This window comes from Burkholderia sp. WP42 (assembly GCF_000745665.1).
GTDB lineage: Bacteria > Pseudomonadota > Gammaproteobacteria > Burkholderiales > Burkholderiaceae > Burkholderia > Burkholderia vietnamiensis.
Genome location: NZ_JQJT01000006.1, coordinates 15,658 through 27,886 on the forward strand (window position 1 = coordinate 15,658; position 12,229 = coordinate 27,886).

Annotated in this window: 12 protein-coding genes; 7 read left to right on the top strand and 5 right to left on the bottom strand. The window is 67.2% G+C overall.

The features are described from left to right. Positions 1-20 precede the first annotated feature (20 nt). Positions 21-1,337, bottom strand: coding sequence for an ATP-binding protein (locus tag EX20_RS02310; protein WP_011885681.1), 1,317 nt, complete (start codon positions 1,335-1,337; stop codon positions 21-23). Further along, positions 1,321-2,046: a response regulator gene (locus EX20_RS02315; protein WP_009693256.1), complete on the bottom strand. Its 726-nt coding sequence runs from the start codon at positions 2,044-2,046 to the stop codon at positions 1,321-1,323. Before EX20_RS02315 ends, EX20_RS02310 begins: the two co-directional genes overlap by 17 nt. A 226-nt stretch (positions 2,047-2,272) precedes the next feature. On the opposite strand from EX20_RS02315, the gene EX20_RS02320 reads away from it, so the two are divergent. The 5 genes from EX20_RS02320 (at position 2,273) to EX20_RS02340 (ending at position 6,527) form a co-directional block, all read left to right on the top strand. Then, positions 2,273-2,821 (top strand): Spy/CpxP family protein refolding chaperone, encoded by a 549-nt coding sequence (locus tag EX20_RS02320; protein WP_034192589.1) that lies wholly within the window; start codon positions 2,273-2,275, stop codon positions 2,819-2,821. Between the two features lie 493 nt (positions 2,822-3,314). Continuing rightward, positions 3,315-4,091, top strand: coding sequence for an ABC transporter substrate-binding protein (locus EX20_RS02325; protein ID WP_034192590.1), 777 nt, complete (start codon positions 3,315-3,317; stop codon positions 4,089-4,091). Positions 4,092-4,329: 238 nt separating this feature from the next. Beyond that, a complete protein-coding gene (locus EX20_RS02330; RefSeq protein WP_011885684.1) occupies positions 4,330-5,019 on the top strand; it encodes an ABC transporter permease in 690 nt (229 codons plus the stop codon). Next, the gene (locus EX20_RS02335; protein WP_011885685.1) at positions 5,016-5,729 is read left to right on the top strand and encodes an ABC transporter permease; all 714 of its coding nucleotides are present in this window, start codon (positions 5,016-5,018) and stop codon (positions 5,727-5,729) included. The genes EX20_RS02330 and EX20_RS02335 overlap by 4 nt, the downstream gene beginning before the upstream one ends. Before the next feature lie 18 nt (positions 5,730-5,747). Further along, positions 5,748-6,527 carry an ABC transporter ATP-binding protein gene (locus EX20_RS02340; RefSeq protein WP_034192591.1) on the top strand — a complete coding sequence of 260 codons (780 nt, stop codon included), beginning with the start codon at positions 5,748-5,750 and terminating at the stop codon, positions 6,525-6,527. A gap of 58 nt (positions 6,528-6,585) precedes the next feature. Here EX20_RS02340 and EX20_RS02345 read toward each other — a convergent pair whose 3' ends face one another. Beyond that, positions 6,586-7,083, bottom strand: a complete 498-nt coding sequence (locus tag EX20_RS02345; RefSeq protein ID WP_034192592.1) for a GNAT family N-acetyltransferase — start codon at positions 7,081-7,083, stop codon at positions 6,586-6,588. A gap of 136 nt (positions 7,084-7,219) precedes the next feature. On the opposite strand from EX20_RS02345, the gene EX20_RS02350 reads away from it, so the two are divergent. Together EX20_RS02350 and EX20_RS02355 are read left to right on the top strand one after the other, a co-directional pair. Continuing rightward, complete coding sequence (locus tag EX20_RS02350; protein WP_011885688.1) at positions 7,220-8,146, top strand: LysR family transcriptional regulator; 927 nt, start codon at positions 7,220-7,222, stop codon at positions 8,144-8,146. 584 nt (positions 8,147-8,730) lie between these two features. Next, positions 8,731-9,816: a porin gene (locus tag EX20_RS02355; RefSeq protein WP_011885689.1), complete on the top strand. Its 1,086-nt coding sequence runs from the start codon at positions 8,731-8,733 to the stop codon at positions 9,814-9,816. A gap of 160 nt (positions 9,817-9,976) precedes the next feature. Here EX20_RS02355 and EX20_RS02360 read toward each other — a convergent pair whose 3' ends face one another. Together EX20_RS02360 and EX20_RS02365 are read right to left on the bottom strand one after the other, a co-directional pair. Further along, positions 9,977-10,315 carry a P-II family nitrogen regulator gene (locus tag EX20_RS02360; protein WP_006398637.1) on the bottom strand — a complete coding sequence of 113 codons (339 nt, stop codon included), beginning with the start codon at positions 10,313-10,315 and terminating at the stop codon, positions 9,977-9,979. A 105-nt stretch (positions 10,316-10,420) separates the two neighbouring features. Then, positions 10,421-12,133: an NAD+ synthase gene (locus tag EX20_RS02365; RefSeq protein WP_034192593.1), complete on the bottom strand. Its 1,713-nt coding sequence runs from the start codon at positions 12,131-12,133 to the stop codon at positions 10,421-10,423. Positions 12,134-12,229 lie beyond the last annotated feature (96 nt).

Genomic DNA, 12,229 nt, shown 5'->3' on the forward strand with positions numbered 1-12,229 from the left:
GCAGGCGCCGCATCGGGTGCTTACGCGCCTGGTGCGCGCAGATCGTCCTTCGGCACCGCGTCGAACGGGAACGTCATCGCCACGCGCAGGCCGCCCTCCGGGCGGTTGCCGATCTCGCACGCTCCACCCAGCCTCAGCACGAGCCGCTCGACGATCGCGAGCCCGAGCCCGCTGTGGCCGTTCCCGCCGCGCGCCGGGTCCAGCCGCACGAACGGCCGCGTCGCAACCGCGAGGTCGCGCGGCGCGATCCCGCCGCCGCTGTCGCTGACCGACAACAGATACCCCGCCTGAGTCCGCGCCGTCTCGATCAATACGGGCGGCGCACCATACGCATGCGCATTGTCGAGCAGGTTCGACAGAATCCGGTCGAGCGTCGCGGTCGGCAGCAGGAAGCCTGCGCCGGCCGTCAGACGGGTCTGGACTGGCGGTGCGTTCGGCGCGACCGCGCGATAGCTGCGCGCCATCCGCTCGCATGCCTCGTCGACCGGCACGGGCTCGCTGCGGTCCGCGCCGCCGTGCGCGAACACCAGGAACTGATCGACGACGTGCGACATCGAGTCGACATCGCGCACCACGCCGTCGCGCAGCCGCGCGTCGTCCATCATTTCCGCGCGCAGGCGCATCCGCGCGAGCGGCGTGCGCAGATCGTGCGCGACGCCGGCCAGCATCACCGCGCGGTCGTTCTCCGCCTGCGACACCTGTTCCACCATCTGATTGAAGCCGTGCGTGAGCTGGCGCAGCTCGCGCGGGCCGCGCTCGCGCAGCGGCGGCACCGGCTGGCCGCGGCCGAAGCGTGCGACCGCACGCGCCAGCGAACGCAGCGGCTGCTGCAGCTGCCACGCGGCGAACAGCGCGGCGATCACGCCGGCCGAGAAGATCGTGCCGAGCCACAGCAGCATGCGGTCGAGCGAGCGCGGCGGGCGCAACGGCTGCACCGGCACGACGATCCAGTTGCGGTCGGTCGGCTCCTTGACCCACAGCACCGGCGGATGGCCCGGCGCGCCGATCTCGACCTGCGTGCCGCGCGGCATCCGCTCGCTCACGTCGTCGCGGAAACGCTTGAGCGGCACCGGCAGATTCGAATCGTCGGTCTTCGGCACGTCGGGGCTGTCGGGCGCCACCAGCCGCACGCGCGACGGCAGCGGCTGGTCGGGCGTGCGCTGGATGTGCTGGCGCACTGCATCGACGAGGAACGCGGCCTCCTCGACCGCATAACGCGTCTGCATCTGGCTGCGTTCGAGCCGGATCGCGAAGAACCACGCGAAGTGCGACAACAGCAGCACGCCGATCACGAGCAGCGCGAGCCGCCCGAACAGCGAATCAATGGGTTTGCGCATGGGCCTCGCCGTCGGGCACGAACACGTAGCCGCGCCCGCGGACGGTCTGGATGAAACGCGGCGTCGACGGATCCGTTTCGAGGATGCGCCGCAGGCGCCACACCTGGACGTCGATGCCGCGGTCGGTGCCGTCGTACTCGGGCCCGTGCAGCAGCTCGAGCAGCCGCTCGCGCGTGAGCGTGCGCAGCGCATGGTTCACGAAGATCTTGAGCAGCGCGAATTCGCTGCTCGACAGCGTGGCCGGCTTGCCGTCGACCGACAGCGTGCGCGCCTGGAAGTCGAGCACGAAGCGGCCGAAGGCGAACGGCTCGCGCTGTTCGGGCGCCGCCGCCGACGGCGTCGCGCGGCGCCGGCGCAGCACCGCCTGCACGCGCGCGAGCAGTTCGCGCGGGTTGAACGGCTTGCCGAGGTAGTCGTCGGCGCCGAGCTCGAGGCCGACGATGCGATCGACGTCGTCCGCGCGTGCGGTGAGCATGATCACGGGGATGTCGTCGCCGGCCGCCCGCAGCTGGCGCAGCGCGGTCAGCCCGTCCACGCCGGGCATCATCAGGTCCAGCACGATCAGGTCGGGGCGCTCGCGCTCGAGGCGCTTTTCGAGCGTCGCCGCGTCGTGCAGCACGGACACTTCCATCCCCTGCCGCACGAGATAGTCGCGCAGCAGGTCTCGGAGTTCTTGGTCGTCGTCGACGATGAGGATCTGGGTAGTCATGGCCGCAAGTTTAGCGCGCGAGCGCGGCATGAAAGAACGGGACAAACGCGCGAAAGGGTTACTGCGGGTTACCGCGCAAGCCAACTGTAATGCGCGGTAACCCGCCAACCTCCCCGCGTAACACCGGCCTGCGGACGCCCCGCTAACCTGCGTCTTACCGGATGCGGCACGCGGGCCACCCCGCGCATCGCATCGCCGGACCCGTTCGATTCAAGGAGTTTCCGAAATGTACAAGACTTCCCGCGCGGCCCTCGCAGCCGCCACCGTGCTCGCTCTCGCCTTCGGCACTGCGCATGCCGCGCCGCCCGCCGACATGCCGCCGCCCGGTGGCCCCGGCATGCACATGATGCATGGCGGTCACGACGGCGGCCCGTTCGGCGCGATCATGAAGCTGCACGATCAACTCAAGCTCAACGCGTCGCAGGAACAGCAGTGGCAAGCGGCCGTCAACACGATGAAGCAGAACCACGAGGCGATGCGCAAGAGCCACGAGCAATTGCGCGAGCAGTTCAGCGCGCAGCAGAACCAGCCGATTCTCGACCTGAACGCGATGCACGCGGCCCGCCAGCAGGCCGAGCAGCAGAACGCGCAGCTGCGCGAGCAGAGCGCCGCCGCATGGCTCGCCTTCTACAACGGGCTGAACGACCAGCAGAAGACCACCGTCAGCACGGCGCTCAAGCAGCAATTCGCGCGGATGGAGCAGCGTCACGAGAAGATGAAGGAGCGCTGGGAGCAGCACCGCGCGGCGAAGGCCGCGTCGGCACCGGCGCAGTAAGCCGGCCCGCAGTAAGTCGGCCGCTCGCCGGCGGCATTGCAGGAGACGCGTGGCTTCGTGCCCGCGTCTCCTGTTTCATTTCAGGCAGCGTCGAACCGGCCAAGTCCGAACGCGTCTCGGTCCGGAGCGGGCTTCGCGCGCGTTTCGCCCGCCCTGCCCGCACCGCCGTCGCCTTCCTTGCCCCGGGGTTTACGTGGAGCCCACGAGCGCCGCAATCGAATCGTTGCACTGACGAGCCCAATCGACGCGCTGCTCGTTATCAATACATCGATTGCCGCAACAGCCGGTTCGAAGAATCAGTCGATCGAGCCGGATTGCCGTTTTCCGGCTTTCGCGTTCGGGTAAAATACCGCCCTTTTGGCGTTCGCCCGTGCGGCGAGCGCCGATGTCAGCGCGCCGAAACACGAATTTTGGCCGTCTAGAATACGCCGCGGCGCCCGGCACGACCACCGGCCGCGAGCGTCACCCGGAAGTGAGCGACAAAAGGATGGAAATGAAGAAGGCCGCCCTGTGCGCCGCCCTCGCCCTCGTGGCGGGAAGCGCCTTCGCGAAAGAGTGGAAGACCGTGCGGATCGGTGTCGATGCCAGCTACCCGCCGTTCGAGTCGACCGCGCCGAGCGGCGAGATCGTCGGTTTCGACGTCGACCTCACGAAGGAAATCTGCAAGCGGATCAACGTGAAGTGCGTGTGGGTCGCGCAGGATCTCGACGGGATCATTCCGGCGCTGAAGGCGAAGAAGTACGACGTGATCGTGTCGTCGCTGACCGTCACCGACAAGCGCCGCGAGCAGATCGACTTCTCGGACAAGGTCTACGACGCGCCCGCGCGAATGATCGCGAAGGCCGGCTCGCCGCTGCAGCCGACGGTCGCATCGCTGAAGGGCAAGCGCGTCGGCGTCGAACAGGGTTCGACGCAGGAAAGCTACGCGAAGGCGTACTGGGAACCGCAAGGCGTGACGGTCATTCCTTACCAGAACCAGGACCAGGTCTATACCGACCTCGGCTCGGGCCGCCTCGACGCGACGCTGCAGGACGAGCTGCAGGCCGACTACGGTTTCCTGCGCACGCCGCGCGGCAAGGGCTTCGCGTTCGCCGGGCCGGAAGTGAAGGATCCGAAGACGATCGGCGACGGCACCGCGATCGGCCTGCGCAAGCAGGACACCGACCTGAAGCTGAAGATCAACAACGCGCTGGCCGACATGCACAAGGACGGCACCTTCGACCGGCTGTCGCACAAGTATTTTTCGTTCAGCGTCTATTCGGCTCGCTGAGCCCGGACAATGACGGGAAGCGGATGCGGGGGCGGCCCCGCATCCGCGCAACACAGGCTGTCGACCACGCGCCGCCCGCCTCCGCCGCCTGCCGCCCGTCATGGGTCGCGGCAGGCCGGCCCGGCATCGCTGCCGGGGCGGACGGTCATGATATGCACGGGGCGTTCCGCGCAGCTTGGCGGGCGCGTCTTTCGCGGCGCACGACGTGCGCCTTCTGGGACCACACCAGGGACCACATATGTTTCTACAAGGTTACGGCCCGCTGATCCTCGCGGGCACCTGGCAAACCATCAAACTGTCGGTGCTGTCGCTCGCGCTGTCGTTCCTGCTGGGCTTGCTCGGCGCGGGCGCGAAGCTGTCGCGCAACCGCCTGACGAACGGCATCGGCACCGTCTACACGACGCTGATTCGCGGCGTCCCCGACCTCGTGCTGATGCTGCTGCTGTTCTACAGCCTGCAGATCTGGCTGAACATGGCGACCGACGCGCTCGGCTGGGACCAGATCGACATCGATCCGTTTCTCGCCGGCGTGCTGGTGCTCGGCTTCATCTACGGCGCCTACTTCACCGAGACCTTCCGCGGCGCGTTCCTGTCGGTGCCGCGCGGCCAGCTCGAGGCCGGCAGCGCGTACGGGATGACGAACTGGCAGGTGTTCACGCGGATCATGTTCCCGCAGATGATGCGCTTCGCGTTGCCGGGCATCGGCAACAACTGGCAGGTGCTCGTGAAATCGACGGCGCTCGTGTCGATCATCGGCCTCGCCGACGTCGTCAAGGCGTCGCAGGACGCCGGCAAGGGCACGCTGCGGTTCTTCTTCTTCACGCTGATCGCCGGCGCGGTGTATCTCGCGATCACGACGATGTCGAACTTCGTGCTGATGTGGCTCGAAAAGCGCTACTCGACCGGTGTCCGCAAGGCTGACCTATGATCGAACTCATCCAAGAATACTGGCGCAACTACCTCTATACCGACGGCTTCCGCACCACCGGCGTCGCGATCACGCTGTGGCTGCTGGTCGTGTCGATCGGCCTCGGCTTCTGCCTGTCGGTGCCGCTCGCGGTCGCCCGCGTGTCGAAGCGCAAGTGGCTGTCGGGCGCGGTGTGGCTCTACACCTACGTGTTCCGCGGCACGCCGCTGTACGTGCAGCTGCTGCTCTGCTACACGGGCCTCTACAGCCTGCAGATCGTGCGCGGCACGCCGCTGCTCGATGCGTTCTTCCGCGACGGGATGCGCTGCACGCTGCTCGCGTTCACGCTGAACACCTGCGCGTACACCACGGAGATCTTCGCCGGCGCGATCAAGGCGACGTCGTACGGCGAGATCGAAGCGGCGCGCGCGTACGGGATGTCCACCTTCACGATGTACCGTCGCGTGATCCTGCCGTCGGCGCTGCGGCGCGCGCTGCCGCTGTACAGCAACGAAGTGATCCTGATGCTGCACGCCACCACCGTCGCGTTCACCGCGACCGTGCCGGACATCCTGAAGATCGCGCGCGACGTCAACTCGGCGACCTACATGTCGTTCCATGCATTCGGCATCGCCGCCCTGCTCTATCTCGTGATCTCGTTCACGCTCGTGTGGCTGTTCCGCCAGGCCGAGCGCCGCTGGCTCGCGTATCTGCGCCCGCAAGGCAAGTAAGTTTTCGCAGGACTATTGATGAATTCCCAGACTCAGAAGCTTTTCGTCGACGATCTGCACAAGCGGTACGGCGACAACGAGGTGCTCAAGGGCGTGTCGCTGAAGGCGAACTCCGGCGACGTGATCAGCGTGATCGGCTCGTCCGGCTCCGGCAAGAGCACGATGCTGCGCTGTATCAACTTCCTCGAGCAGCCGAACGCGGGCCGCATCGTCGTCGACGGCGAGGAAGTGCGCACCACGCCCGACAAGACCGGCGCGCTGCGCGCGGCCGATGCGAAGCAGCTGCAGCGCGTGCGCACCAAGCTGGCGATGGTGTTCCAGCACTTCAACCTGTGGTCGCACATGAACGTGCTCGAGAACGTGATGGAAGCGCCCGTGAACGTGCTCGGCATCCCGAAGAAGGAAGCCGAGGACCGCGCGCGCGAATACCTCGAGAAGGTCGGCCTCGCGCCGCGCGTCGAGAAGCAGTATCCGTCGCATCTGTCGGGCGGCCAGCAGCAGCGCGTCGCGATCGCGCGCGCGCTCGCGATGCATCCGGACGTGATGCTGTTCGACGAGCCGACCTCGGCGCTCGATCCGGAGCTCGTCGGCGAAGTGCTGAAGGTGATGCAGAAGCTCGCCGAGGAAGGCCGCACGATGATCGTCGTCACGCACGAGATGGGTTTCGCGCGCAACGTGTCGAACCACGTGATGTTCCTGCATCAGGGGCGCGTCGAGGAACAAGGCGTGCCGGCCGACGTGTTCGCCAACCCGAAGAGCGAGCGACTGCGCGCGTTCCTGTCGGGCAGCCTCAAGTAAGCCCGCCACGCGCGGCGTAAACTCGAAGCGGGCGCCCACGCGGCGCCCGTTTTTGCGTTTACGCGGCGTCGACCGGCGCGCCGTCGGCGAACGCGCGCAGCGCGTCGCCTGCGAGGCGGTAGCGCACCCATTCGTCCTGCGGCGCCGCGCCGACGCTCTCGTAGAAACGGATCGCCGGCTCGTTCCAGTCGAGCACGCTCCATTCGAACCGCCCGCAGCCGGTGTCCACGGCGATCCGCGCGAGCGCCTTGAGCAGCCGCCGGCCGGCGCCCGCGCCGCGAAAGCGCGGCGACACGTACAAGTCCTCCAGATACAGCCCCTGCCGGCCGAGCCACGTCGAGTACGAGAAGAAATACACGGCGAAGCCGGCCGGCTCGCCGTCGACGTCGCAGATCAGCGCACGCGCGGGCGAGCCTTCGCCGAACAGGCTGCGCTCGAGCGACGCGGGCGTCGCGACCACTTCATGCTCGGCCTTCTCGTAGACGGCCAGTTCGGTGATGAAACGCAGGATTTGCGGCACGTCGGCGACGGTCGCGGAACGGATGTCGATTTGCACGGCGGGGAGCCCTCCTTCGGCCCGGATTGACGGCGGATTGCAGCGAGCGCGCGGTTGCACGTGGCGCTGCGCGTAGCGACATGCTACGGTCGCGGCACTGCTGCAGGAAGTGCAGTTTCTTCATCCGGATCTGAACATGATGCATCCCGACCTGCGCCGTCTCGATCTGAACCTGCTGCTCGCGTTCGACGCGCTGTACCGCCACCGCTCGGTCGCCGCTGCCGCGCACGAACTCGCGATGAGCCCGTCGGCGCTGAGCCACGCGCTCGCGCGGCTGCGCGACGCGATCGGCGACGCGCTGTTCGTGCGGCTCGGCAACGAGATGCAGCCGACCGTGCGCGCCGACGATATCGCCGGCTGGGCCGCCGAGGCGCTCGACACGATGTCGAAGGGGCTCGCCCGCGCGCGTCGCTTCGATCCCGCGGAGAGTGACCGCACGTTCGTGCTCGCCGCCAGCGACTACACGGCGTTCGCCGTGCTGCCGGCGCTGCTCGCGCGCATCGAGCGCGTCGCACCGCATCTGCGCTTCCGCATCGTTCACTCCGACCGCAAGATCGCGACCGACGAGCTGGCGGCAGGCCGGATCGACTTCGCGCTCGGCTATCACGAGGAATCGTCCGCCGCCGCGCCGGGCATCGACGACTTCGACTGGCTCTCCGACGACTACGTGGTGATCGCAAGCGCGACGCACCCGGACGTGGGCAGCCGGCTGACGCTCGATCAGTACCTCGCAGCCCGCCACGTGGTCGTCACGCCGTGGAACGAGCCGCGCGGCGTGGTCGACTACGTGCTCGACCGGCTCGGCCTTGCCCGGCAGGTGGCTATGCAGTTGCCGAGCGTGCTGGCCGCGCCGTTCGTGATCGCCGGGTCGACGCTGCTGATGACGGTGCCGAACCGCGCCGCGCAGGTGCTGCAGCACGCGGCGCCGATCCGCATCTACGCCGCGCCGTTCGACATCCCGCGCTACACGGTGAAGATCTACTCGCACGCGAAGCACGCGCGCACCGACGCGCATCGCTGGCTTCGCGCGCAACTGCTCGCCGCGCGGCCGGCGCCCGACTGACCCGACACGCACCCAAGCCCCCGCCTCGCGCGCCGCCGACGGGCGCCGACGGCCGTGCGCGGCCGCGTCGACACGACGTCGAAGCGCCGCCAACTTATTACGAATTACTTACCAATCCTGCCTTCCCGCCGCTTACGCCGACACCCGCTGCGTCGTCAATAGTGGCAATCCTTGACCCATGTCTGGAGAATCCATGTATCCCTTGCAGGACAAGGGTTTTCCGGCGATCGACGGTAGTCCTTGCCACCGTGACGACCCGTGTTGCATGGCAATTTGGCGACATGCGCTAGTCAAACAACGATTTCCATCGCCACAAAATTGTATTTTTGCTAAATTAGTAACCAAAGTAGCAAAACGAAGTTCGTGAAATGTAGTTTAGCTTCACGACACAACAAGGAGACCCCGCAAGCCCACCCGGCCGCGCGGGACCGCTCAACGGTTTTCCGTCTGCTTGCCCGCGTGCGGCGCCGAACCGGCCTTGCACGAGGTCTCCCTGGTTATCCCGCTTTTCGCTTTTGCCCGGCGCTCGCTGCAACGGGCATCTCGTGCAGTCTGGGTTGACTTTTTGACAGGGTATGGAGGAGATGATGAAGAAAGCTTTGGTCGCGGCCGCGCTGATGGCTGCTGGGGTGGTGACGGCGCACGCGCAGAGCAGCGTGACGCTGTATGGTCGCCTGGATGCCGGCATTGAGTACCTGAACGGCCTTCAGAACGGCCACCAAGTGCGCGCGGAAAGCGGCGACTGGGGCACGAGCCTGTGGGGCTTGAAGGGTAGCGAGGACATCGGCGGCGGCAACAAGGTCCTGTTCCACCTCGAAGGCGCGTTCAACACGATGAACGGCGGCCTGGGCACGAGCGGCTCGATCTGGGATCGTTTCGCGACGGTCGGGATCTCGAACGATCGCTACGGTACGCTGCTGTTGGGTCGCGAACTCGCGATCGCGAACGGCGTGTGGGACTTCGACCCGTTCGGCCAGTCGGCCTGGTCGACGGCATCGCTGGTGCGCGGCCGCAACTGGAACAAGACCAGCAACAACGTGTCGTACCAGTCGCCGTCGCTCTACGGCCTCGACTTCTACGGCCAGTTCTCGTTCTCGAACTCGACCAGCTTCAACGGCAACACGACGGCCGGCCAACCGGGTCGTGCAATGGGCGGTCAGGTCACCTACACGAACTCGCTGTTCCAGTTGCGCGGCATCTACGACGAAACGCGCGACAGCAACGGCCGCTTCTCGGACGTGTTCAACTACTCGCGTGAATACTTCGCGGGCGTAAACGTGTTCCTCGGCCAGTTCAAGGTTCAGGCGGCCTACCAGGCATCGCGCGCCGACGGCAGCGGCGGCCCGGCAGTGAACGCCGGCGTGACGGGTACGCAACAGGTGTGGGGCGGCGTGACGTGGCAGGCCACGCCGGCAGCGGCGCTGATCGCGGCCGTGTATCACGTGAACGCGAACCACGGCGGCGGCAACGCGAACATCTACACGATCGGCGGTTCGTACAACATCTCGAAGCGCACGCTGTTCGACCTGCAGGCCGCGACGGTGCGCAACAGCTCGACGGCCAACTTCGGTCTGAACGCGAACGGTGCAGGCACCGCCGTGTCGACCGGCAACCCGCATCCGGGCGGCAGCCAGACCGGCGTCTACGCCGGCATCCAGCACCTGTTCTGATCGGGCGCCGTCAAAGAACGAATCGACAACACTTTCCACGCTGCTGCGAGAGGCGCGTATCGGTGCGGTACCCAACCGGGTATCCGCACCGTTTTTTATTGGGCGGCCCGCAATCGTGCGCCCCGCTGCGCGGTACGACCGCGCGGGCCGGCGGCGACGCTCAGACCGCCGCTTCGTTCTCTTCGCCGGTGCGGATGCGGATCACGCGTTCGACGTCGGACACGAAGATCTTGCCGTCGCCGATCTTGCCCGTGCGCGCGGCGCCGATCACCGCATCGATCACCTGATCGACCTGCGCTTCCGCGACGACCACCTCGATCTTCATCTTCGGCAGGAAGTCGACGACGTATTCGGCGCCGCGGTACAGCTCGGTGTGGCCCTTCTGGCGGCCGAAGCCCTTCACTTCCGTCACCGTCAGGCCGGTGAGGCCCACTTCGGCGAGCGCTTCGCGGACTTCGTCCAGCTTGAACGGCTTGATGATGGCGGTGATGCGTTTCATGATGGTTGTCCCTCAATGCTCGTTTGGATGCAGAATCGCGATCCCGAATCGCGATCCCGATTGTAAGCGCTAGTAAGCGCTAATCAGGGCTAAGCCGGGCGCCGGTCAGTCGACCCGCTCGGTGAAGCGCGACGTGATCGGATAGCGCCAGTCGCGTCCGAATGCCCGGTGCGTGACGCGAATGCCGATCGGCGCCTGGCGGCGCTTGTATTCATTGATCTTGATGAGCCGCGTCACCCGCGCGACGTCGGCCTCGGCGTAGCCGGCCGCGACGATCTCGCCGAGCGGCCGGTCCTCTTCCATGTACATCCGCATGATCGCGTCCAGCACGTCGTACGGCGGCAGGCTGTCCTGGTCGGTCTGGTTCTCGCGCAGCTCGGCCGACGGCGCGCGCGTCAGGATCCGTTCGGGGATCACGTCGCGCGTGCCGTAATCGGGCGTCGCGTTGCGGTAGCGGCACAGCTGGTACACCTGCGTCTTCGCGATGTCCTTGATCACCGCGAAGCCGCCGGCCATGTCGCCGTACAGCGTGCAGTAGCCGACCGCCATCTCGCTCTTGTTGCCGGTCGTCAGCACGATCGAGCCGAACTTGTTCGACAGCGCCATCAGCAGCGTGCCGCGAATGCGCGCCTGGATGTTCTCCTCCGTCGCGTCCTCCGCGCGGCCGGCGAACTCGCCCGCGAGCGCCGCGCGGAACGCGTCGAACATCGGCGCGATCGCAATCTCGTCGTAGCGCACGCCCACGCGCCGCGCCATCTCCGCCGCGTCGGTCGTCGAAATGTCGGCCGTGTAGCGCGACGGCATCATCACCGCGCGCACGCGCTCGGGGCCGAGCGCATCGCACGCGACGGCCAGCACCAGCGCCGAATCGACGCCGCCCGACAGCCCGATCAGCACGCCGGGAAAACCGTTCTTGCCGATGTAGTCGCGCACGCCGGTCACGAGCGCGCGATAAACCTGCGCGTCGACCGGCAACTCGGGGGCGATCGCGCCCGGCAGCGGCCGTGCGCCGTCGAATTCGACGATCGCGTGGCCTTCGTCGAACAGCGGCATCTTCGCGACCAGCACACCGTCGCCGTCCAGCACGAACGAGCCGCCGTCGAACACGAGCTCGTCCTGGCCGCCGACCAGGTTCACGTACACCATCGGCAAGCCGGTCTCGCGGATCCGCGCGCGCAGGATGTCGATGCGCAGCGCCTCCTTGTTCATGTGATACGGCGAGCCGTTCGGGATCAGCAACACTTGCGCGCCGGCGGCCTTGGCGATCTGCGCGGCCGATGCGTGCCACGCGTCCTCGCAGATGATCACGCCGTATTTCACGCCGTTCAGCTCGAACACGAGCGGCTCGGTGTCGGTCGCGAAGTAGCGCTTCTCGTCGAACACGTCGGCGTTCGGCAGATCCTGCTTGCGGTAGGTGCCGACGATCTTGCCGCCGACGATCAGCGACGCCGCGTTGTACGTGTCGACCGGCGGCACACCGCGCTCGATCGGGCGGTTTGCATTACCATCGACGGCGGGCTCGCCGCCGGCCGCCTCGCCCGCCGCGCTGCGCAGCGGATGGCCGACCAGCACCGCGAGCCCGTTGAACTCGCGCAATGCGTCGGCGAGCGCGTCGAGTGCGGCCGCCGCCGCCGTGTAGAACGCGGGCCGCAGCAGCAGGTCTTCGGGTGGATAGCCCGACAGCGCGAGTTCGGGCGCGATCATCAGATGCGCACCATCGTTGTGCGCTGCGCGGGCGGCCGCGACGATCCGCGCGACGTTGCCGGCGAAATCGCCGACGGTGACGTTGATCTGGGCAAGAGCGAGTCGGGTCTTCATGACGGCATCGGCGCAGCCGGGCGGCGCGCGCTGAACGGTTGACGAAACGCCCCGGACGCGAGCCACCGCGGCACGCTTCCGGCGGCATCCAACAGT

Bases quoted from the DNA above. Each gene is read 5' to 3' on its own strand.
- EX20_RS02350 (WP_011885688.1), top strand. From the start codon at position 7,220: ATGATGCATCCCGACCTGCGCCGTCTCGATCTGAACCTGCTGCTCGCG.
- EX20_RS02340 (WP_034192591.1), top strand. From the start codon at position 5,748: ATGAATTCCCAGACTCAGAAGCTTTTCGTCGACGATCTGCACAAGCGG.
- EX20_RS02330 (WP_011885684.1), top strand. From the start codon at position 4,330: ATGTTTCTACAAGGTTACGGCCCGCTGATCCTCGCGGGCACCTGGCAA.
- EX20_RS02360 (WP_006398637.1), bottom strand. From the start codon at position 10,315: ATGAAACGCATCACCGCCATCATCAAGCCGTTCAAGCTGGACGAAGTC.
- EX20_RS02365 (WP_034192593.1), bottom strand. From the start codon at position 12,133: ATGAAGACCCGACTCGCTCTTGCCCAGATCAACGTCACCGTCGGCGAT.
- EX20_RS02355 (WP_011885689.1), top strand. From the start codon at position 8,731: ATGATGAAGAAAGCTTTGGTCGCGGCCGCGCTGATGGCTGCTGGGGTG.
- EX20_RS02325 (WP_034192590.1), top strand. From the start codon at position 3,315: ATGAAGAAGGCCGCCCTGTGCGCCGCCCTCGCCCTCGTGGCGGGAAGC.
- EX20_RS02315 (WP_009693256.1), bottom strand. From the start codon at position 2,046: ATGACTACCCAGATCCTCATCGTCGACGACGACCAAGAACTCCGAGAC.
- EX20_RS02335 (WP_011885685.1), top strand. From the start codon at position 5,016: ATGATCGAACTCATCCAAGAATACTGGCGCAACTACCTCTATACCGAC.
- EX20_RS02310 (WP_011885681.1), bottom strand. From the start codon at position 1,337: ATGCGCAAACCCATTGATTCGCTGTTCGGGCGGCTCGCGCTGCTCGTG.
- EX20_RS02320 (WP_034192589.1), top strand. From the start codon at position 2,273: ATGTACAAGACTTCCCGCGCGGCCCTCGCAGCCGCCACCGTGCTCGCT.